The organism is Citrobacter sp. 50677481 (assembly GCF_001463265.1).
GTDB classification, from domain to species: Bacteria; Pseudomonadota; Gammaproteobacteria; order Enterobacterales; family Enterobacteriaceae; genus Citrobacter_A; species Citrobacter_A sedlakii.
Map to the genome: position 1 here is coordinate 29,468 of NZ_LNHZ01000064.1, position 20,988 is coordinate 50,455.

The window sequence follows — 20,988 nt, forward strand, 5'->3', positions numbered from 1 at the left end:
GTTTTTCGAGGAAATTTCATGAGTCTTACTGAACTGACCGGCAATCCCCGTCACGATCAACTGCTCGCGCTCATTGGGGAGCGCGGGTATATGAACATTGATGAGCTGGCGGATTTGCTGGAGGTCTCAACCCAGACGGTGCGTCGCGATATCCGAAAATTAAGCGAGCAGGGGCTGATCACTCGTCATCACGGCGGTGCGGGGCGCGCATCCAGCGTCGTCAATACGGCATTTGAGCAGCGTGAGGTCTCGTGGACACAGGAGAAAAAAGCCATTGCGGAAGCGGTGGCTGATTATATCCCGGATGGTTCCACCGTGTTTATCACCATCGGCACCACCGTCGAGCAGGTCGCACGGGCGTTGTTGAACCACAACCATCTGCGCATTATCACCAACAGTCTGCGCGTCGCCCATATTCTCTACAACAATCCGCGATTTGAAGTGATGGTGCCCGGCGGAACGCTGCGTCCGCACAACAGCGGGATTATCGGACCTTCCGCGACAGCCTTTGTCGCCGGATTTCGCGCCGACTATCTGGTCACCAGCGTCGGGGCGATAGAGGGTGATGGCGCGTTGCTGGAGTTTGATGTCAACGAGGCCAGCGTGGTGAAAACCATGATGACGCACTCACGGCACATTCTCCTCGCCGCCGACCATACCAAATACCATGCTTCTGCCGCGGTAGAAATTGGTAATGTTTCGCAGGTAACAGCCTTGTTTACCGATGAACTGCCCGGACCCGCCCTGCATAATTTGCTTACCTCCCAGCAGATCGAAATCGTTCAGGCGAGCCCCGGTCAGGACGATGCCGTGAATGCCTGACAGCACTTTTCATATCAACCGCCGATGCTGGCGGTTTTTTTATCACAAAAATAAAAAATAGATAAACATCCTAATATTCAGCGCACTATTCTTAAAATCCTCTCCTTTAAGCAAAAAATGCTTTTTTTACCATTTGATTTTTTTATGAATTTGCGTTTTGGCACGCCGTTTTTTTTTCAGCAAAAAAAGTGCCCAGGAATAATGCAAATAATTATATAAAAATCTTCCTAGTTATATATTTCTGCGTTATAGCACCCATTGACAGCCCGATTAATTAAAGATATTTATGCCGTAAAAGGTAAGGTGCATAAATTTTTAAGTTCGGCGTCGCTTTAATTTAAAGAGCGCGGTCCTTTTACCTTTGGTTTTTTAAAGCAGTTATTTTCATTAGAAAACGGAGTCCTGATTCCTGACGAGTACGTGTAAAAACAAACGTTAAGGAAAAGGTGGAAATATGAAAACCATGAATAAAGATCTGAAAAAGAGCGCGCTTTTTAATAAGACGGCATTAAGCATTGCCGTTGCGCTTATTGCTGTAGGCGGCCATGTTCCGATAGCAGACGCGGAGCTGACGCTGGACCATAACAACGTACTTTATTATTACGCAGGTGCTACCCCCCTTGGTGATTACGATCTGATTAACGTCACAACCACCGGGACAGGCGCTACATCCCCGCTCGGGGGCTTTGGTGTTTATCTACAGACGAACGGCATGAATGCGCCAAGTCTGAAAGACATTACTATTAAAACGTCCGGTTCTGCTGCCGATGCGATTAGGGGCAACAGCGAAGCGGTCTTTTTTAAAGCCAGAAATTTAACCATTGAAACCACGGGGTCGTCGGCTGACGGCATTAATGCGGCGTCCGATTTTAATAATAACTACGACTCTCTGGTTTATGTCTCTGAATCTGCGAATATTGCGGTAAAAGATGGCGTTGCCGTCCGGGCGAATAACTTCCAAAACGCGGGAGCAAACAGCATTATTGTCCTGGCCGGAAAAAACGTGTTGAAAGTCACAGGCACGGGTACTGCGGCGAATGTGGCAGACAGTAAAGGCTACGCTGTTTACGCCGGTAACCGGGACAGAGATACCAACGGCATGGGGATTGTGGATATTCTGCAAGGGAAAAGCCATAACACCAAAGGTAATGCGTATGTCTTTATCGGCGATGACTCTGAAATTTCTACCACCACCAAAGCGGGGCATGCTGTTTACGCCAATAAGGGCGGCCTTATCCAGCTAGGTGACGGGGTGGATATTTCAACCACGGGAACCAACGCATTCGCTATTTACGCCTCTACGGAACAGCAAGGTACCTACACGGATAATATCCGTCCGGGTACGGTGTATCTGGCGGGAGGCGCGAAGCTGAGAGTGGCTGACAGCGCCGATGTGATTCAGGCCAACGGCGTTGATTCAATCATTGCCAGCCAGGCGCTGGCAGTGCCGGAGATTGCCGATACGTATCTCAGGACCGACCGGTTAAACATCGACAGAACGGCGCTGACCGACAGCGAAGGCGTGTTTGATATTGAAGGCAATATCAACGCCATCAATGGCGGTACCGTGGCGCTGAATATGGCAGATACTTCCCTGTTCGTCGGCTCGTCCAGCGTAGACGCCACGTCAAAAGTTAACCTGAACATGAAAGGCGGCGACAGCCTGTGGACGATGACCAAAGACTCCACGCTGACTAACCTGACGCTGGATCAGGCGACGCTGCGCTACAGCCCTGACGGCGTATCCCGCGACGATCAGACCACCTTCAAGACCCTGACCGTGATGGGTAACTATATTGGTACTAACGCGTTGCTGGTACTGAACACGGTTCTGGAAGGCGACAGTTCATTTACCGATAAGCTGATTGTACAGGGCGATACCTCCGGCAATACCAACGTCGGCATTAACAACATTGGCGGCATGGGCGAGCTGACTGTTGACGGTATCAAAATCGTTGAGGTCGCAGGGAACTCTGACGGTACCTTCACCAAAGCCGGACGTATTGTCGCGGGCGCGTATGACTACGATGTGGTGAAAAAAGCCAGTGACTGGTATCTGACCAGTGAGCTGACGCCTGTGGATCCGCCGGAAGAACCGGATCCCGATCCGGTCGATCCGCCAGAGCCTCCGACACCGCCAGACCCGGTCGATCCGGTTGACCCTCCTGAGCCGCCGGAGCCTCCAACACCACCGACGCCGCCTGCGCCTGAACCCACGCCGGTTGAGCACCAGTATCGTCCGGAATTTGGCAGCTATCTGGCGAACAATTACGCAGCCAACACGATGTTTATCACCCGTCTGCACGACCGTCTGGGTGAGACGCAGTACACCGACGTGCTGACCGGAGAAGAAAAAGTCACCAGTATGTGGATGCGCAACGAGGGCGGTCATACTCGCTTCGACGACGCCAGCGGGCAGTTGAAAACCACGGCAAACCGCTACGTCCTGCAAATTGGCGGCGACCTGGCGCAATGGAGCAGTGACGGCCTTGACCGCTGGCATCTCGGCGCGATGGCGGGCTATGCCAACCAGAAAAGCAAAACCCGTAATAGCCAGACAGGCTATGCCTCTCGCGGTTCCGTAGACGGTTATAGCGTTGGCCTGTACGCCACCTGGTATGCGAATGAAGCCGATAAAACCGGCACCTACCTGGATAGCTGGGTATTGTACAACTGGTTCGATAACACCGTTCGCGGTGACCATCTGGCCAGCGAAAGCTACAAATCCGACGGTATCACGGCGTCTGTGGAAGGCGGTTACAGCTTCCTGGTCGGTGAAAGTGAGAACGCAACTTACTGGATCCAGCCGAAAGCCCAGGTTATCTGGATGGATGTGCAGGCTGATACCCACCGTGAAAATAACGGAACGGTTGTCAAAGATAAAACTGACGGCAATCTGATGACCCGTCTTGGCGTTCGCGCTTACCTGAAAGGGCACGCGGAAAAAGACGCCGGTAAAGGGCGTGAGTTCCAGCCGTTTGTAGAGGCAAACTGGATCCATAATACCAATAACCAGGCCGTGCAGATGGGCTCCATCACGGATGAAATCAGCGGCACGCGCAATATTGGCGAACTAAAAGTGGGTGTGGAAGGGCAGGTGACGCCACGACTGCAGGTCTGGGGTAACGTTGCGCAGCAGGTGGGCGACAACAGCTACAGCGATACCTCCGCGATGCTTGGCGTGAAGTACACTTTCTGATACGACAGGCTGCCATAAATCGTTGTAAAGATTGAAACCACAGGCCCGATAATCGGGTGATGTCACCAGAGGCGATGCTGAAAATGCATCGCCTTTTTTTTCGCTGATCTTCCCGGTCAGACGGATAGTCAAACTTCGCCTTTCCCGCTACAGTTATTCATCCACGGCGAGTAAGGAGATGAACATGCTCTATATCTTTGATTTGGGTAATGTGATTGTCGATATCGACTTCAACCGCGTGTTAGGGGCATGGAGTGATTTGAGCCGTGTACCGCTGGCGTCATTAAAGCAAAGTTTTACGATGGGAGACGTCTTCCACCAGCATGAGCGCGGAGAAATCACTGACGAAGCGTTTGCCGAAGCGCTGTGTCAGGAGATGGAACTGTCGCTGAGCTATGAGCAATTTTCTCACGGCTGGCAAGCGGTGTTTGTCGCGCTGCGGCCTGAGGTGATCGACATCATGCATAAACTGCGTGAGCAGGGACATCGCGTGGTTGTTCTGTCGAACACTAACCGTCTGCATACCACGTTCTGGCCGGAAGAGTACCCTGAGATTCGCCAGGCGGCGGATCATATCTATCTTTCTCAGGATCTCGGTATGCGCAAGCCGGAAACGCGTATCTATCAGCACGTTCTCCAGCAGGAAGGATTTTCCGCGAGCGATGCGGTCTTTTTTGACGATAACGCCGATAATATAGAAGGGGCTAACCAGGTTGGGATGACCAGCATTCTGGTGACCGATAAATCCACCATTCCTGATTATTTCGCGACGCTGTTATGCTAAAAACCGCGCATCAAAAAGCCAGGCACCATACGCGTCCGATCCGGGCCTGGCTAAAGCTGCTCTGGCGGCGCATTGATGAAGACAATATGACGACGCTGGCAGGAAATCTCGCCTACGTCTCGTTGCTCTCTTTAGTGCCGTTGATCGCGGTTGTTTTTGCGCTGTTTGCCGCCTTTCCCATGTTTTCCGAAGTCAGCGTTCAGCTCCGGCACTTTGTTTTTGCCAACTTTATCCCCGCCACAGGCGATGTGATTCAGCGCTATATCGAACAGTTTGTGGCGAATTCCAACAAAATGACCGCCGTCGGGGCGTGTGGGCTGATCGTTACCGCACTGCTGCTGATGTACGCCATCGACAGCGCCCTCAATACCATCTGGCGCAGCAAGCGTACGCGGCCAAAGGTCTATTCTTTTGCCGTGTACTGGATGATCCTGACGCTCGGGCCGCTACTGGCCGGGGCGAGTCTTGCCATCAGCTCATATTTACTTTCATTGCGCTGGGCAAGCGATCTCAATTCGGTGATTGATGATGTCCTGCGCATTTTCCCGCTGATCCTTTCCTGGCTCTCTTTCTGGTTGCTTTACAGTATTGTGCCGACTACGCGCGTACCCAATCGTGATGCCGTTGTCGGCGCATTTGTCGCTGCGGTGCTGTTCGAAGCAGGAAAGAAAGGTTTCGCGCTTTATATCACCATGTTTCCGTCTTATCAGCTCATTTATGGCGTGCTGGCGGTGATCCCGATTTTATTTGTCTGGGTATACTGGACCTGGTGTATCGTCTTGCTTGGCGCGGAAATAACTGTCACTCTCGGGGAATACCGCAAACTCAAACAAGCCGCAGAACAAGAAGAAGCAGACCAACCATGATTGCACTCATTCAGCGCGTAACCCGTGCCAGCGTCACCGTGGAGGGAGAGGTGACGGGTGAAATTGGCAACGGACTTTTAATCTTATTAGGTGTCGAAAAGGATGACGACGAGCAGAAAGCGAATCGCTTATGCGAGCGCGTACTGGGCTACCGTATTTTTAGCGATGCTGACGGCAAGATGAACTTAAACGTGCAGCAGGCGGGCGGAAGCGTGCTGGTGGTATCGCAGTTTACGCTGGCGGCCGATACGGAACGCGGCATGCGTCCCGGGTTCTCCAAAGGGGCAACGCCGGAACGTGCTGAGGCGCTGTACGATTATTTCGTCGGGCGCTGCCGCCAGCAGGAAATGAACACGCAAACCGGACGCTTCGCTGCGGATATGCAGGTTGCGCTGGTCAACGATGGTCCCGTGACGTTCTGGCTTCAGGTATGAATCAGCTTCCGGCGTGGCCGCGGGTAACAAGAGAGAGTACAGCTATGTATCACCTTCGTGTACCGCAAACAGAAGAAGAATTAGAGCGTTACTATCAGTTTCGCTGGGAAATGCTGCGTAAACCGCTGCATCAGCCAAAAGGTTCCGAACGTGACGCCTGGGACGCGATGGCGCATCACCAGATGGTCGTGGATGAAGACGGTAACCTGGTTGCCGTGGGACGGTTGTACATTAATGCCGATAACGAAGCCTCTATCCGCTTTATGGCCGTTGATCCCGCAGTACAGGAAAAAGGACTGGGGACGCTGATGGCGATGACGCTGGAGTCGGTGGCGCGTCAGGAGGGCGTTAAGCGAGTGACCTGTAGCGCTCGCGAGGACGCGGTCGACTTCTTCGCCAAGCTGGGCTTTGTGAATCAGGGCGAAATTACCACGCCGCAAACCACGCCAGTACGCCATTTTTTGATGATTAAGCCTGTCGCTTCGCTCGATGACATATTGCATCGCGGCGACTGGTGCGGACAGCTACAGCAGGCCTGGTATGAACATATCCCGCTAAGCGAGAAAATGGGCGTACGTATTCAGCAGTACACCGGGCAAAAATTCATTACCACCATGCCGGAGACGGGCAATCAAAACCCGCACCACACGCTGTTCGCCGGAAGTCTGTTTTCGCTGGCGACACTCACCGGTTGGGGGCTTATCTGGCTGATGCTGCGTGAGCGCCACCTCGGCGGCACCATTATTCTTGCCGACGCCCATATTCGCTACAGCAAGCCCATCAGCGGCAGACCCAGCGCGGTAGCCGATCTCGGCTCACTGAGCGGCGATCTCGACCGACTGGCGCGAGGTAAAAAAGCGCGCGTCCAGCTGCAGGTCGAACTGTTGGGCGATGAAACAACCGGCGCGATATTTGAAGGCATTTATATCGTCCTGCCCGCAAAGCCCTTCGGTCCCTATGAAGAAGGTGGGAACGAGGAGGAGTAGGCTGCCTTCTGCTGTCCAATGCGCCAGGCGATATCCTGCATTGCGCTGCGCGCGGCCTGGCTTACTCCGCCAAGCTGGAAGAATCCATGAATAACGCCGAGGTAACGCTGGCAGGTGCAATCTACGCCCTGTGCCGTAAGGCGGTCATACAGCGCTTCGTCTTCATCGCACAGTGGATCGTACTCTGCGCTAATAATGTGAGTGGGCGGCAGGCCATTGAAATCCTCTCTCCACAAAGGGCTGGCTTCGGGGTGCTGGCGGTCGGTGTGTGATAAATACATCTCATAGCCGGTAAGTAATGTGTCACGCGTGATGAGGTAATCCAGCCCATTGCGGGTATAGCTTTCAAAATGCGCCGTGGCGTCGAGCATAGGGTAAATGAGTAACAACTGCGCAGGCAGCCAGCGTTTCGCCGCTTTCAGGCGCATCGCGGTTACCAGCGCCAACTGCCCACCCGCGCTGTCTCCGGCAAGCGTAATGCGCTGTCGGTCGATGCCAAATCGCTCGTGGTAGGTCCAGACAAGATTTGCCCCTTTTTCAGCATCGTCATGCGCCGCCGGGAAAGTATGCTCTGGCGCGAGACGGTACTGGACGGCGATTACCCGGCAGTTGCTGCGGTAAGCCAACTGGCGTAGTTGCTTATCGTGGGTGGCAAATCCTCCGCTGACAAAACAGCCGCCGTGATAATAGATCACACAGGGCAGCGCGCCTGATGCGTGACGGGGAGAAACCACCCGAAACGTTATTTCTTCGAGTACACACACTTCCACTTCGACACGACTTTCCGTGTCGCCGGCGAGCACCGTACTGGCGACATAGCCCGCCCTCCTGTCATCAATACGCTGACCGCGAACAGAGGGGCGTCCCGCGGCGATAAAGTCTCCAACCAACTTTGCAATGCCCTTTTCCAGCGCCATATTTCTCACCCTTTATCTGTATGAATACACAGTGTTATAGCCTGGATAGGGGCGAAATAAAATGACGAATTTTACCGTGATAGCGATTCTGGAAAGCGCCTCGCAAAAGTGAAAGTCACGTCTGAAAGCGCTTTTTTCCCTGCCGCCACGGGTGTATGTTGTGCGAAAAATAGCTGCAAACGATATGCCGGAGAGATATATGAGTATGATGGTTGGAATGGTTATGGGCAGGGTTTTACTCGACCTGCCAGACGATGTGATCAAGCGTCTTGATGATCTCAAAAAGCAGCGCAACCTACCGCGTGCTGAGCTATTACGCGAAGCAGTAGAACAATACCTTGAAAGACAAGGTCTGGCAGAAAATACCCTTTCTAACGCGTCAGGACTGTGGCAGGGCTGCGAAGAAGACGGTATCGAATACGAAAGGAAATTGCGCGAGGAATGGTGATGCAGCAAGGGTTTGTATTATTTGATACCCATAGATCGATTTGTTTAACGGTCGTCGTGAAGCGAAACAGGGGCTTGAAACGTATCCCCCACAAAATGCGATTAGCCTTATCACATGGATGGAAGTAATGGTCGGTGCGAAGAAATATCATCAGGGAAACCGCACGCGTATAGCTTTAAGCGTCTTCAACGTGATTGGCGTTACACAGGATATCGCAGAACGCAGCGTCAGCCGGAGGCAGGAGTATGGTATGAAACTGCCGAATGCGATCATCCTGGCAACCGCCCAAATCCATCGCTGTCAGCTTGTGATGCGTAATACAAAAGACTTTACCGGGATACCGGGGTGATCACGCCATATCACTTGTAGACCGGACGACGGGGGCCATCCGGTCCAGGTAAGCTTTACTCCCCTTCACCCGGGAACAGGAACGGGTTGATAGAGCTACGGGCAAAGCCCTCCTGCTCCATTTTGGCGTCCAGAATCAACGAGGCAAGATCGTCAGCCACCGCTTCGACTTTCGGGTCTTTTTCCTGATAGAGAATCTTCAGGTAGGTTCCGCAGTCGCCGCAGCTTTCGGCTTTGATTGCCGCCTGCTCATTTTCCAGCGACCAGTAGTGCAAATCGCGGCTCTGCTCGCAGTTGCTGCATTTCACGCGCACCACGTGCCATTCGGTTTCACACAGGTTGCAGTGCAGATAGCGCAGCCCCTGCGTGGTGCCAATTTGCACAATGCTGGAGACCGGCATTGAGCCGCACACCGGGCAATACTGACGCTGTTCGCCGTATTCGGCGCGGGCTTTGCCCGGGATCAGGTTAGCCATCTGTGCCCAGTAAAGCGACAACGCAGCCCAGATAAACGGCGCTTTGTCGCTGCTTACAGAGGCAAAATCCGCAGCGAACAGCGCGCTCGCCATCTGTTCCAGCTCTTGTTCGGAGGCTTTTTCCAGGTTTTCGATCACCGCCAGCGCCGGGCCGCTCATTTCGGGCTTCAGCTCCGCAATTAGCGAATGCAGCAGCGTTTGCCAGTGTTTATCGCGCGGCAGAACGTGAATATCCAGCGGTGGTTTGCCCTGTTCGTTCGCGTCTTTAATGCGTGCGGTCAGGTCTATCTGAAGCGGGTGATCGTACAGCACCACTTCCTGCGCGTGGGCGATCAGCGCAGCAAAGCGCAGGTAATCGCCCAGCGGGTTGTTCTCTGCCAGTTCGCGCAGGCGTTCGGCGCGACGGTTATATAAATTTTTGAGCCGGGGAAATAATAACGGTGGGATCATATCCGTCGCGCGCTTCTCGCTTTTTTCCAGCTCATCTTGCGGGATGATACGAATGCTCATTGAGTGCTTCCTGGTTGGGCGGATCGGTGGTCTGTCATCCGCTCTTGATTTGGCGCCTGCCACGCGCCCGCTCTGGTGAATATCAGTAATGATAACCGCAATCGGTCTGCGGGATATACCGGTGACATCGCAATGTGTGCGGTACGATACCCGATCTTAACGGAGCAGACTATTCACCGTTCGGATTAGCTGGCGGAGCCTGACACGAAATAGCGCCGGAAACAATGTTCCCGGCGCCAGAGTCATTGGGATGGATAATCAGCGGGTCAGGACGATGATTTGTCCTGCTTTTCACGCACTTCGCGGTACCAGCGTGGGTGATGTTTCTTCGCCCACGAGCGGGTAACCCAGCCTTCAACCATAGCCGTAATCGTGCCTTTCACCCACAGCGCAGCGTAAATATGCACCATAATCACCACGATCAGCGCGACGGCGGCAAAGGAGTGCAACATCAGCGCAAAGCGGATCACCGGAATGGAAAACGCCGGGGCAAAGTACGGACGCCAGATGATCACGCCGCTCACCAGCAGCAGCACCAGGAAGATAATCGCCGCCCAGAACACGCATTTCTGGCCGAAGTTATACCGTCCGGTGTCGCCAACCTCGTCGTTGACGATAATCTTGCGGATGTTCTTCGCCCAGAAAATATCGTCCCGATTGATCAGGTTGTGATGCCAGTAACGGAAGAACATGATGATGAACGAGGCGAACATGATCACGCCCACGAACGGGTGCAGAATGCGCGCCAGCTGCGGCGTGCCGAGAATCTGCATCAGCCAGTTGAAGGACGGGAAGAAAAAGCCCAGTCCACTCACCGCCGCCAGCACGAAGCAGAAGGCTGTGACCCAGTGGTTGATGCGTTCCGGCGCGGTGTAGCGCACGATGGTGTCACGACGTTTCATTTGCGCACCTCGTCTTTCTCTTCATGCAGGTTGTCATCTTCTTCCTCCGCACGGTTCGGACCGACCCCGACGTAGTGGAAGACGCTGGCCGCAAAGGTCGCTGCAAAGCCGACCGCTGCAAGAGGTTTCCAGATCCCTTTCCAGAACTTCACGGTGGCGCTGATTTCCGGGTTTTCCGGCAGGCCGTGGTACAGATTCGGCTTGTCGGCATGGTGCAGCACGTACATCACGTGCGTACCGCCGACGCCTGCCGGATCGTACAGGCCTGCGTTGTCGTAACCGCGAGTTTTCAGCTCGGCGACGCGCTCACCCGCCAGCGTTTTCATATCCTCTTTTGAGCCAAAGTGGATAGCGCCGGTTGGGCAGGTTTTCACGCAGGCTGGTTCCTGGCCGACGTTGACGCGGTCGACGCACAGCGTACATTTATACACGCGGTTGTCTTCCGGATTCAGACGCGGCACGTCGAACGGGCATCCGGCGATGCAGTAGCCGCATCCGATGCACTGTTCAGACTGGAAGTCGACAATGCCGTTAGCATACTGAATGATCGCCCCTTCCGCCGGGCACGCCTTCAGGCAGCCCGGATCGGCACAGTGCATGCAGCCGTCCTTGCGGATCAGCCATTCCAGTTTGTCGTTCTGTTCCACTTCCGAGAAGCGCATCACCGTCCATGATTTGGCGGTCAAATCCGCCGGGTTATCGTAAACCCCGACGTTGCTGCCGATTTCATCACGAATGTCATTCCACTCCGAACAGGCCACCTGGCAGGCTTTACAGCCGATACAGGTGGTTACGTCGATAAGCTTCGCCACTTCTTGCTGGTGATCCCGCGCCTGGGGCGCGGGGGTGAAACCGTTAGTCGCGGAACGACGAATGATGTCTTGCGATTGATAAGCCATAAGTCGTCTCCGTTATACCTTTTCCACATTCACCAGGAAGGACTTAAACTCCGGCGTCTGCGTGTTCGCATCACCAACGAATGGCGTTAACGTATTGGCGATAAACCCTTTTTTCGCCACGCCCTCGTAGCCCCAGTGAATCGGAATACCGATGGTATCGATATCCTTGCCGTCAGCTTTCAACGTGCGGATACGCTTGGTCACTACCGCCTTAGCCTTAATGTAACCGCGGTTAGAGGAGACTTTCACCGTATCGCCGTGGGCAATGCCCAGCTTGTTCGCCAGCTTCTCGCCAATTTCCACAAACTGTTCCGGCTGGGCGATAGCATTAAGCAACGCGTGCTTGGTCCAGTAGTGGAAGTGCTCGGTCAGGCGGTAAGTGGTGCCGACATACGGGAACTTATCGGCTTTACCCAGCGCTTCGGCGTCGCTCTTAAAGATGCGGGCGGCAGGGTTAGAGATCACGTTCGGGTGCAGCGGGTTGGTGCCCAGCGGTGTTTCAAACGGCTCATAGTGTTCCGGGAACGGACCTTCCGCCATCTTATCGACAGCAAACAGGCGCCCCATCCCTTCCGGCTGCATGATAAACGGTCCGACATCGCTACCCGGTGCGGCGGCGCTGTAGTCCGGAATGTCCATCCCGCTCCATTTCGTCCCATCCCATTTCAGGATTTGACGTTTCGGATCCCACGGGTTGCCTTGTGGATCAGCGGAGGCGCGGTTATACAAAATACGACGGTTAAGCGGCCATGCCCACGCCCAGCCCAGCGTATTGCCGAGGCCTGACGGATCGGCGTTATCGCGACGCGCCATCATGTTACCTTCCGGTGTCCAGCTACCGGCAAAAATCCAACAGCCGCTGGCGGTGGTACCATCGTCACGTAACTGGGCGAACGAACTGAGCTGCTGGCCTTTCTTGACGATCACCGCGCCCGTTGCCGGGTCGACGATATCCGCCAGCGCTTTACCGTTACTTTCCTGCGCCACTTCTTCCGAATCTGGCTCATCCGGTTTGGTGTAGTTCCAGGTCATGTTCAGCACCTGTTCCGGGTTGGCGCCGCCCTGTTCGGCGTACATCTTGCGCATACGCAAGAAAATACCCGCCAGAATTTCACCGTCGGTACGGGCTATTCCCGGTGCGTCGGCACCTTTCCAGTGCCACTGCAACCAGCGACCGGAGTTAACGATAGACCCGTTTTCTTCCGCAAAGCAGGTGGACGGCAAGCGGAACACTTCGGTCTGAATTGTCGACGGATCGACATCGTTCGACTCGCCGTGGTTCTGCCAGAAGGTTGAGGTCTCGGTGTTGAGCGGATCAATGGTCACCAGGAACTTCAGTTTCGACAGGGACGCGATCACTTTGTTTTTGTTCGGGAATGACGCCACCGGGTTAAAGCCCTGGCAGATATAGCCATTGACCTTGCCCTCGTTCATCATCTCGAAGTACTGCAGCACGTCGTACCCTTTGTCCCACTTCGGCAGCCAGTCAAAGCCCCAGCTGTTTTCCGCCGTTGCTTTGTCGCCAAAGAAGGACTTCATCAGCGAGACAAAGAATTTCGGATAATTGCCCCAGTAGTTGACCTGGCCTTCCAGCAGCGGCTTCGGCGTATTGGCGGTAAGGTAGGTTTGCAGGTCGGTCTGCTTCTCGTTCGGCAGGGTCAGGTAACCCGGCAGGCTTTGCGACAGCAGGCCCAGGTCGGTCAGCCCCTGAATGTTAGAGTGACCGCGCAGGGCGTTAACGCCGCCGCCCGCCATCCCCATGTTGCCGAGCAGCAGCTGGATCATCGCCATGGTGCGGATGTTCTGCGCGCCGATGGAATGCTGCGTCCAGCCGAGGGCATACAGGAACGACGCGGTTTTGTCTTTCGCACTGGTTTCCGCGATGTACTCACACACCTTCAGAAAGTCGGCTTTCGGTGTGCCGCAGATATTTTCGACAACGTCCGGCGTATAGCGGGAAACGTGCTGTTTCAGCAGGTTCCAGACGCAGCGCGGGTGTTGCAGTGTGGTGTCGCGTTTCGCAAAGCCGTTTTCGTCCAGCTCGTAGTTCCAGCTGGTTTTGTCGTATTTACGTTGCTCCGCGTCGTAGCCGGTGAACAGGCCATCGTCGAAGCCAAAGTCTTCACGCACGATCAGGCTGGCGTTGGTGTAAGCTTCGGTGTATTCGCGGTTGTATTTTTCGTTTGTCAGCAGGTACAGCATCACGCCTGACAGGAAAGCAATGTCAGTACCGGAACGAATCGGCGCATAGAAGTCGGCCACCGACGCGGTACGCGTAAAGCGCGGATCGATCACAATCAGCTTCGCGCCGTTGCGAATTTTCGCTTCCATCGCCCAGCGGAACCCGACCGGGTGCGCTTCAGCGGCGTTACCGCCCATTACCACGACGAGGTTGGCGTTCTTAATGTCGACCCAGTGGTTGGTCATCGCACCGCGACCAAATGTTGGAGCAAGACTTGCTACCGTTGGTCCGTGTCAGACACGCGCCTGGTTGTCGACCGCGAGCATACCCAGCGCGCGGGAGAATTTTTGCGTTAAATAGCCGGTTTCGTTACTGGAGGCTGAAGCACACAGCATGCCGGTCGACAGCCAGCGGTTGACGGTCACGCCTTCAGCGTTCTGCGCAACGTAGTTGGCGTCGCGGTCTTCTTTCATCAGCTTCGCGATGCGGTCAAACGCCTCATCCCAACTGATCTTCTGCCATTTATCAGAACCTGGCGCGCGATATTCCGGGTACTTCAGGCGGCTTTCGGAGTGGATAAAGTCCACCAGACCGGCCCCTTTCGGGCAGAGTGCGCCGCGGTTTACCGGATGGTCCGGATCGCCTTCAATATGGAAGATAGATGCTTTGGCGTTTTTCGCCCCGTCGCCGAGGCTGTACATTAACAGCCCGCAGCCAACGGAACAGTAAGTGCAGGTATTACGGGTTTCGCGGGTGCGCAGCAGTTTGTATTGCCGTGTTTCCGCTAGCGCTACGCCGGGCGCGAAGCCCAGTGCCGCCGCCGTGGTGCCTGCCATACCGCCAGCGCAGATCTTAAAGAACTGCCTTCTGCTGACCTGCATGGTTTGCTCCTTGTTTCGACATTGTCACTTCTCATTCACATTCAGTCTGAATGCTCAGGGAGTGGTTGTTATTTTTCTTTGCGGAGAGGACCGCAAAGGTCCAGAATTGGGTCAATTTCCCCTTGTCCCGGTGGGGTTTGTGACAGAATACCACAATGTTGGTACGTCTGTTCTTATACGGTTAAAAGAAAGTGAATAAGATACATCCAGAAGAAGTCGAATATGTGACAAATGTCACGGGTTATCGCGAGGTTAGCCTCTGGACGCGCGAGGATTTGCAACATCCTCAGCGGGATGAGGTCGCGGAAGAAGTCCCGGTTGCGCTGGTCTATAACGGCATTTCGCACGTTGTGATGATGGCGTCGCCGAAAGATCTTATGCATTTCGCCGTTGGCTTTTCCCTTTCTGAGGGAATCATCGCCAGCCCGCGGGATATTTTTGGTATGGATGTCGTGCCGTCCTGTAACGGGCTTGAGGTGCGGATTGAGCTTTCCAGCCGCCGCTTTATGGGGTTGAAAGAACGTCGCCGCGCGCTGGCTGGACGGACTGGCTGTGGCGTCTGCGGCGTGGAACAGCTTAACGACATTGGTAAACCGGTGCAGCCGCTGCCATTCACCCAGACGTTTCATCTCGCCAGTCTCGACCCGGCTTTACAGCATCTGAAGGACTTTCAGCCCATCGGAAAACTGACCGGATGTACCCATGCCGCAGCCTGGGTTATGCCTTGTGGCGAACTGGCGGGCGGTCATGAAGATGTGGGACGTCATGTGGCGCTGGATAAACTGCTCGGGCGCCGTGCCGGGGAAGGAAAAGCCTGGGAACAGGGGGCGGCGCTGGTATCCAGTCGCGCCAGCTATGAGATGGTGCAGAAATCGGCGATGTGCGGCGTTGAAATCTTATTTGCGCTCTCTGCCGCCACTACATTAGCGGTGGAAGTAGCCGAGCGCTGCAACCTGACGCTGGTGGGCTTCTGTAAGCCGGGCAGGGCGACCGTTTATACGCACCCGCAGCGGTTAATTGCCGGATAACACATTCAGTTTATTTGAATTAGATTGGCAAATCCTTCCGCTTTCAGTTGTCTGAGTAACGGCCTATTATTTATCACATCAAGGCACAGTGCCTTACTCAAACAACCAAGTGAAAGGGTTTATATCATGAAAAGCATCAAAACTTTTGTCGCAGTAATCGCTCTCGCTACGTCCTTCGGTACTTTCGCCGCGCAGTCCGTGACCGCAACCGGCTCGACGCTGGAAAGCGCGGAAGCGAAAATCGCCGCTCAGGCTGAACAAGCTGGCGCCAGCGCCTACAAAATTACCCAGGCTTATACTGGTAACCGTGTGCACATGACTGCTGAATTGCTGAAATAAGCCTTGCCGGACGGCGGCGCAGTTCAACTGCGCCATCCGGTAATTAGTGCACTCCCGCCATTCTCAAGAGCGCCGTCACCACCGCCGCAGCGATAATCACCACAATCAGCGGCATTTTCCGCCAGGCGAGAAATACCGCGAAAGCCACGCCCAACACGCGCGCCATACTCGCAAAGTGTTCGCCTTCGTAGAAGGTGGTCGCCAGCGCAACGGAAAACAGCAATACCGTCGCGGCATCGGAAAGCAGCGCCTGCGAACGCTCGGAAAGCGCCAGACGACTCCCCAGCTTTGCGCCGCCGAGGCGCATCAGGTAGGTACCCGCCGATAAAATTGCGATGCCGAGGATAAACAGCGTCATATTGCCCATTATTTTTTCCTCGTCAGTAAGCCAAGCAGGGAAAGCAGCACCGGCAGCCCGACCGGCGCAAAAGGCACGGCAGCAAGCGACACGGCGGCGCCGCTCAGGCTGCGAATTAAAGTAGTACGGTTTTTGAAAGCAGGTACCACAAGCGCGAGCAGGATCGCCGGGAACACGGCGTCGAGACCGATGGTTTCCGGCGCGGGCAGCAACTGTCCCACCACCGTACCCAGCAGGGTACCTACCGGCCAGAGAATGGCAACGCCCAGACCGCAAAGCCAGTAAGCGGCTTTACGCTGCTCCGGCGTTTTCTGCGACAGGCCAAACACCACGCTCTCATCGTTCATAATGTGGCAGCCCAAAAAGCTGGCGGCGCGGGTGCCGACCAGATCGCGCACCGTCACGCCGAAAGGTACGTGGCGGGCGTTAACCAGTAAACCGGCTGCCGCTGCCGCTAACGGGTTTCCGCCGCTGGCGACAATGCCGATGAACATGAATTCTGACGCGCCGGCCAGTACAAAAATCGAGAGCACAAACGGTACCCAGACCGGGAAACCGTAGGCCATCGCCAGCGAGCCGTAGGACATGCCCACTACGCCGACGGCCAGGCATACCAGAAATATCGCTTTTATCGTGTCTGCTTTCAGACTGGAAAAGAGGTGTTTCATCCATTTTAGCCATATCGAACGAGTTTCCATTATAATGAACGGAACATGATCGATTTACAAGACGAACGAATCGTTCGTTATAAAAAACGCGGAGACGTGAATGACACAGCCCATCAGCGTGATTGCTAAAAGTCTGGTACGCGAACGTCAGCGGACAGGACTGTCGCTGGCGGAAATCGCCCGCCGGGCAGGCATCGCCAAATCCACACTTTCACAGCTGGAAGCGGGAAACGGTAATCCTAGCCTGGAAACGCTCTGGTCGCTCTGTGTGGCGCTGGATATCCCCTTTGCGCGGCTGCTGGAACCGCAGGTGCAAAAAACGCAGGTGATTCGGCGGGGCGAAGGGACAAAAGTGGTGGCGGAGCAGGCGCACTATCAGGCCATTTTGCTGGCCGCGTGCCCCCCTGGCGCACGTCGCGATATCTATTTACTGCTGACCCAGCCGGGAGCCGACCGCGTTTCACAGCCCCATCCGCCCGGGTCGATAGAGCATATCATCGTGACGCAGGGAAAAGCGCTGGTTGGTCTGACCGACGCGCCGGAAGAATTAGGTGTGGGTGACTATATTTGTTACCCCGCCGATCGGGAACATATATTTAAGGCGCTGGCACCGGATACGCAGGCAATTCTGGTCGCCGAACAAAATTAAGATTATTTCGATTAATTCGAGCGTGGTGTAATAACGTCACGCTCAATGATTAATCAAAATTATATTTTCATTAAATCTATATTTATAACTTTTTACGATATTTCGTTTATTTCCCCGCTTTTGTTAGATTCCTCACGAACTGTGTATTTGCTGCATTTACACCAATAAATCAGAATGCTAATAATTATTAGCCTGTGAAAGCACCCGCAATCGCTGTTCAATCATTCATGGGTTCAATTGCTGGTGTCAATATATATAAAAATAAAATTGTTCTTATCTCATTATTCACCACGCGTATTCCTACAGGAAAACGCTGATCATTCTTTATTTCAAGGAAAGCGAATAAATGAAGAAATCGACGTTATCTTTAGCAATCGGATTATTATTAGTGGCAAATACCGGTTTTGCTAAAACAGCGCAATTGACTCTGGAACAACGGCTTGAGCAATTAGAGGCCCGACTGGCGGCGGCGGAAAACCGGGCGGCCCAGGCGGAAAGCCAGGTACAACAATTACAGGTCCAGCAGGCTGCGGAGATCCGCGAAATCAAAGCCGCTCAGGGCAACACTCCGGTTAACGGACAGACACCGACGGAAGAAACGCAGAAAAACGCCGCGACGCCAAATCTGCAGCTCTCCGGCTACGGCGATTTGAAAATCTACGGCGATGTGGAATTCAACATGGATGCCGAAAGCAAACATGGCCTACTGGCGATGACCAATGCCAATATGGATCCTGACACAACGAATGAACAATGGGATCTGAATGGCCGTATCCTGCTGGGTTTTGACGGGATGCGGAAGCTGGATAACGGCTATTTCGCTGGCTTCTCGGCGCAGCCGTTAGGGGACATGTCCGGCACGGTGGACATTGATGACGCGGTCTTCTTCTTCGGCAAGGAAAACGACTGGAAGGTGAAAGTCGGGCGTTTCGAAGCCTACGATATGTTCCCGCTGAATCAGGATACGTTTGTCGAACATTCCGGCAATACCGCTAACGATCTGTACGACGACGGCAGCGGCTATATCTACATGATGAAAGAAGGGCGCGGCCGTTCCGACGCGGGCGGTAACTTCCTTGTCAGCAAGCAAATCGATAACTGGTATTTCGAACTCAACACCCTGCTGGAAGACGGTACCGCGCTGTTTAATGAGGGTGACTACCATGGTCGTGAGATGGATCAACAGAAAAACGTTGCCTATCTGCGCCCGGTTATCGCGTGGTCAAAAGATGAGTTCTCGGTGGCCGCGGCGATGGAATCGAACGTGGTCAATAACGCCTACGGCTACACCGACGCACAGGGCGACTTTGTCGATCAGTCCGACCGCACCGGCTATGGCTTAACCATGACCTGGGACGGCTTAAAGACCGATCCGGACAACGGTGTGGTGCTTAACGTCAACACCGCGTATCTGGATGCCAGCAGTGAAAAAGACTTTACCGCCGGGGTGAACGCCCTGTGGAAGCGCTTTGAGCTGGGGTATATTTACGCGCATAACAAGATTGATGAATATTCAGGTGTCGTCTGCGACGATGATTGCTGGATTAACGATGAAGGCACCTATGACATTCATACTATTCATGCGTCCTATCAGTTCGCCAACGTGATGGATATGGAGAACTTCAATATCTACCTCGGTACCTATTATTCCATCATGAACAGCGACGGCGATGACGTTCACGGCGACGATTCCGACGACCGCTACGGCGCCCGCGTTCGCTTCAAATATTACTTCTGATGCAAAAAAAGGCCCGGTATTCACCGGGCCTGGACTCACCGGCGCTTACGCCAGATAAAACACTTCCTTCAGTTCCGCGCTGACCGGGCTGTTGTCCGGGTTTGCGGGCATCACGTCGCGCATATGTTTCCACCAGCGCTGACACACGTCAGTATTCGCGACCGCGTTCCAGCGCTCTTCGGACTCAATCTCCACGGTGGCGAACAGCAGGTTGCGCGCTTCGTCGAGATAGATCGCATAGTGATGCGCGCCGTGCGCTTTTAGCACCGCTTCCAGCTCCGGCCAGATGGGGTTATGGCGGCGCTGATACTCTTCGTGCGCGTCGCCGTTAACCTGCATCACGAATGCTTTGCGGATCATAACGCCTCCAGGTATAGCTCGCGGACTTCATCGCGGCTGGCAGTGCGCGGGTTGCATGGCGCGCATGGGTCAGCCAGCGCTTTATCCAGCCAGCCTTCGATGTCCTCTTTGGTTACGCCGAGTGCGCTGAACCCTTCCGGAATACCCACGCGTTTGCTCAGGGCGCGGATCGCATTAATCGCTTCCATACTTGCCGCTTCATCGCTCATGCCGCGGGTATCCACCCCCATCGCCCCGGCGATGCGGGCAAAACGCGCGACGGCGTTCGGGCGGTTAAAGTTTTCAATGATCGGCAGCAGAATGGCGTTGCAAACGCCGTGCGGCAGGTTGTGAGTCGCGCCCGGCTGATGCGCCAGCGCATGAACCAGCCCCAGGCCGGCGCTGTTGAATGCCATCCCCGCCAGATACTGACCGAACGCCATCTGCTCACGGGCTTCCATGTTGTGGCCATCATCCACGGCTTTCGGTAGCCACAGGTTGATCAGACGGATAGCTTCCAGCGCGTTAGCGTCGGTTAGCGGGTGCGCGCCAACGGAAACGTAGGCTTCCACCGCGTGGGTCAGGGCATCCATACCGGTCGCCGCGGTGACGGACGCCGGAATATCCAGCATCACGCTGGCATCGTCTACCGCAATATCCGGAATGATATTCGGGTCGATGATCACTTCTTTTACCTGACGTTCGGCGTCAATAATCACCGCGTTGCTGGTCATCTCAGCCGCTGTCCCGGCGGTGGTGTTGATTGCGACCAGCGGTACGCCCGGGTTCTTCACTTTGCCCACGCCGGAATAGGACGTGGATGGCGCCGGATTAGCGGTAAGGATTTTCACCGCTTTGGCGGTATCGATTGGGCTGCCGCCGCCAAATGCGATGATGTAGTCGCAGTTCGCCTCCTGATACGCCGCGTAACCCTTTTGCACCAGCGCTTCGGTTGGATTCGGGAACACCTCGTCAAACAGGTGATACGACATCTGGTGCGCATCCAGCGCGGTGAACAGGCTATCGAGTAGCCCAAGCTTCACCAATTGACCGTCGGTGACGATCAGCGCTTTTCCCCACTGCTTGTTCGCAACCAGATTCACCATATCGCCAATCGCCCCTGCGCCGTGCAGGCTGATTTTGGGAAGTGCCAGCATAAAGCTCATGTTATTCTCCTTAATTACGATGAAATTATGTCCGGCGGCGCTGCGCTTG

General features: G+C 54.6%; 20 protein-coding genes and 1 pseudogene. 12 read left to right on the forward strand and 9 right to left on the reverse strand.

The features are described 5' to 3' along the window. Positions 1–18: 18 nt before the first annotated feature. From APU02_RS19425 to fabY, 6 genes are all read left to right on the forward strand, one after another. On the forward strand, positions 19–822 hold the full coding sequence (locus tag APU02_RS19425) for a DeoR/GlpR family DNA-binding transcription regulator (protein ID WP_060570979.1): 804 nt from the start codon (positions 19–21) through the stop codon (positions 820–822). Between the two features lie 454 nt (positions 823–1,276). Then, positions 1,277–4,021: an autotransporter outer membrane beta-barrel domain-containing protein gene (locus tag APU02_RS19430; protein ID WP_060570980.1), complete on the forward strand. Its 2,745-nt coding sequence runs from the start codon at positions 1,277–1,279 to the stop codon at positions 4,019–4,021. Between the two features lie 184 nt (positions 4,022–4,205). Then, positions 4,206–4,805 carry a glucose-1-phosphatase gene (gene yihX, locus APU02_RS19435; RefSeq protein ID WP_042292451.1) on the forward strand — a complete coding sequence of 200 codons (600 nt, stop codon included), beginning with the start codon at positions 4,206–4,208 and terminating at the stop codon, positions 4,803–4,805. Continuing rightward, entirely contained in the window at positions 4,799–5,671 is an 873-nt protein-coding gene (locus APU02_RS19440) for a virulence factor BrkB family protein (RefSeq protein WP_042292454.1), read from the forward strand. Before yihX ends, APU02_RS19440 begins: the two co-directional genes overlap by 7 nt. Continuing rightward, positions 5,668–6,105, forward strand: a complete 438-nt coding sequence (gene dtd, locus APU02_RS19445) for a D-aminoacyl-tRNA deacylase (protein ID WP_042292457.1) — start codon at positions 5,668–5,670, stop codon at positions 6,103–6,105. The genes APU02_RS19440 and dtd overlap by 4 nt, the downstream gene beginning before the upstream one ends. A gap of 44 nt (positions 6,106–6,149) precedes the next feature. Further along, positions 6,150–7,091 (forward strand): fatty acid biosynthesis protein FabY, encoded by a 942-nt coding sequence (gene fabY, locus APU02_RS19450; protein ID WP_042292459.1) that lies wholly within the window; start codon positions 6,150–6,152, stop codon positions 7,089–7,091. On the opposite strand, the gene APU02_RS19455 is transcribed toward fabY, so the two are convergent. Beyond that, positions 7,061–8,008, reverse strand: coding sequence for an alpha/beta hydrolase (locus tag APU02_RS19455; RefSeq protein ID WP_060570981.1), 948 nt, complete (start codon positions 8,006–8,008; stop codon positions 7,061–7,063). The genes fabY and APU02_RS19455 overlap by 31 nt on opposite strands. Before the next feature lie 199 nt (positions 8,009–8,207). On the opposite strand from APU02_RS19455, the gene APU02_RS19460 reads away from it, so the two are divergent. Both APU02_RS19460 and APU02_RS19465 read left to right on the forward strand, forming a co-directional pair. Further along, the gene (locus APU02_RS19460; RefSeq protein ID WP_060570982.1) at positions 8,208–8,456 is read left to right on the forward strand and encodes a CopG family transcriptional regulator; all 249 of its coding nucleotides are present in this window, start codon (positions 8,208–8,210) and stop codon (positions 8,454–8,456) included. Then, positions 8,456–8,825: pseudogene (locus APU02_RS19465) on the forward strand (type II toxin-antitoxin system VapC family toxin). The gene APU02_RS19460 and the pseudogene APU02_RS19465 overlap by 1 nt, the downstream one beginning before the upstream one ends. A gap of 35 nt (positions 8,826–8,860) precedes the next feature. Here APU02_RS19465 and fdhE read toward each other — a convergent pair. The 4 genes from fdhE to fdnG form a co-directional block, all read right to left on the reverse strand. Further along, positions 8,861–9,790 carry a formate dehydrogenase accessory protein FdhE gene (fdhE, locus tag APU02_RS19470; RefSeq protein ID WP_042292465.1) on the reverse strand — a complete coding sequence of 310 codons (930 nt, stop codon included), beginning with the start codon at positions 9,788–9,790 and terminating at the stop codon, positions 8,861–8,863. Between the two features lie 266 nt (positions 9,791–10,056). Further along, the gene (gene fdoI, locus APU02_RS19475) at positions 10,057–10,692 is read right to left on the reverse strand and encodes a formate dehydrogenase cytochrome b556 subunit (RefSeq protein WP_042292467.1); all 636 of its coding nucleotides are present in this window, start codon (positions 10,690–10,692) and stop codon (positions 10,057–10,059) included. After that, on the reverse strand, positions 10,689–11,591 hold the full coding sequence (gene fdxH / locus APU02_RS19480; RefSeq protein WP_060570983.1) for a formate dehydrogenase subunit beta: 903 nt from the start codon (positions 11,589–11,591) through the stop codon (positions 10,689–10,691). Before fdxH ends, fdoI begins: the two co-directional genes overlap by 4 nt. Before the next feature lie 12 nt (positions 11,592–11,603). Next, positions 11,604–14,654 carry a formate dehydrogenase-N subunit alpha gene (fdnG, locus tag APU02_RS19485; protein WP_082636871.1) on the reverse strand — a complete coding sequence of 1,017 codons (3,051 nt, stop codon included), beginning with the start codon at positions 14,652–14,654 and terminating at the stop codon, positions 11,604–11,606. A 191-nt stretch (positions 14,655–14,845) separates the two neighbouring features. On the opposite strand from fdnG, the gene fdhD reads away from it, so the two are divergent. Both fdhD and APU02_RS19500 read left to right on the forward strand, forming a co-directional pair. After that, positions 14,846–15,682, forward strand: a complete 837-nt coding sequence (gene fdhD, locus APU02_RS19495) for a formate dehydrogenase accessory sulfurtransferase FdhD (RefSeq protein ID WP_060570985.1) — start codon at positions 14,846–14,848, stop codon at positions 15,680–15,682. 126 nt (positions 15,683–15,808) lie between these two features. Then, on the forward strand, positions 15,809–16,021 hold the full coding sequence (locus tag APU02_RS19500; RefSeq protein ID WP_042292481.1) for a DUF1471 domain-containing protein: 213 nt from the start codon (positions 15,809–15,811) through the stop codon (positions 16,019–16,021). A gap of 43 nt (positions 16,022–16,064) precedes the next feature. Here the strand turns inward: APU02_RS19500 and APU02_RS19505 are convergent, their stop codons facing one another. Then, positions 16,065–16,388, reverse strand: coding sequence for an AzlD domain-containing protein (locus APU02_RS19505; RefSeq protein WP_060570986.1), 324 nt, complete (start codon positions 16,386–16,388; stop codon positions 16,065–16,067). Further along, positions 16,388–17,047 carry an AzlC family ABC transporter permease gene (locus APU02_RS19510; RefSeq protein ID WP_060570987.1) on the reverse strand — a complete coding sequence of 220 codons (660 nt, stop codon included), beginning with the start codon at positions 17,045–17,047 and terminating at the stop codon, positions 16,388–16,390. Before APU02_RS19510 ends, APU02_RS19505 begins: the two co-directional genes overlap by 1 nt. A 100-nt stretch (positions 17,048–17,147) precedes the next feature. On the opposite strand from APU02_RS19510, the gene APU02_RS19515 reads away from it, so the two are divergent. Together APU02_RS19515 and APU02_RS19520 are read left to right on the forward strand one after the other, a co-directional pair. After that, the gene (locus APU02_RS19515; protein ID WP_042292509.1) at positions 17,148–17,696 is read left to right on the forward strand and encodes an XRE family transcriptional regulator; all 549 of its coding nucleotides are present in this window, start codon (positions 17,148–17,150) and stop codon (positions 17,694–17,696) included. A gap of 346 nt (positions 17,697–18,042) precedes the next feature. Then, positions 18,043–19,434 carry a carbohydrate porin gene (locus APU02_RS19520; protein ID WP_060570988.1) on the forward strand — a complete coding sequence of 464 codons (1,392 nt, stop codon included), beginning with the start codon at positions 18,043–18,045 and terminating at the stop codon, positions 19,432–19,434. Positions 19,435–19,479: 45 nt separating this feature from the next. On the opposite strand, the gene rhaM is transcribed toward APU02_RS19520, so the two are convergent. Together rhaM and fucO are read right to left on the reverse strand one after the other, a co-directional pair. Further along, entirely contained in the window at positions 19,480–19,794 is a 315-nt protein-coding gene (gene rhaM / locus APU02_RS19525) for an L-rhamnose mutarotase (protein ID WP_042292513.1), read from the reverse strand. Then, complete coding sequence (gene fucO, locus APU02_RS19530) at positions 19,791–20,939, reverse strand: lactaldehyde reductase (protein WP_060570989.1); 1,149 nt, start codon at positions 20,937–20,939, stop codon at positions 19,791–19,793. Before fucO ends, rhaM begins: the two co-directional genes overlap by 4 nt. Positions 20,940–20,988: the final 49 nt, after the last annotated feature.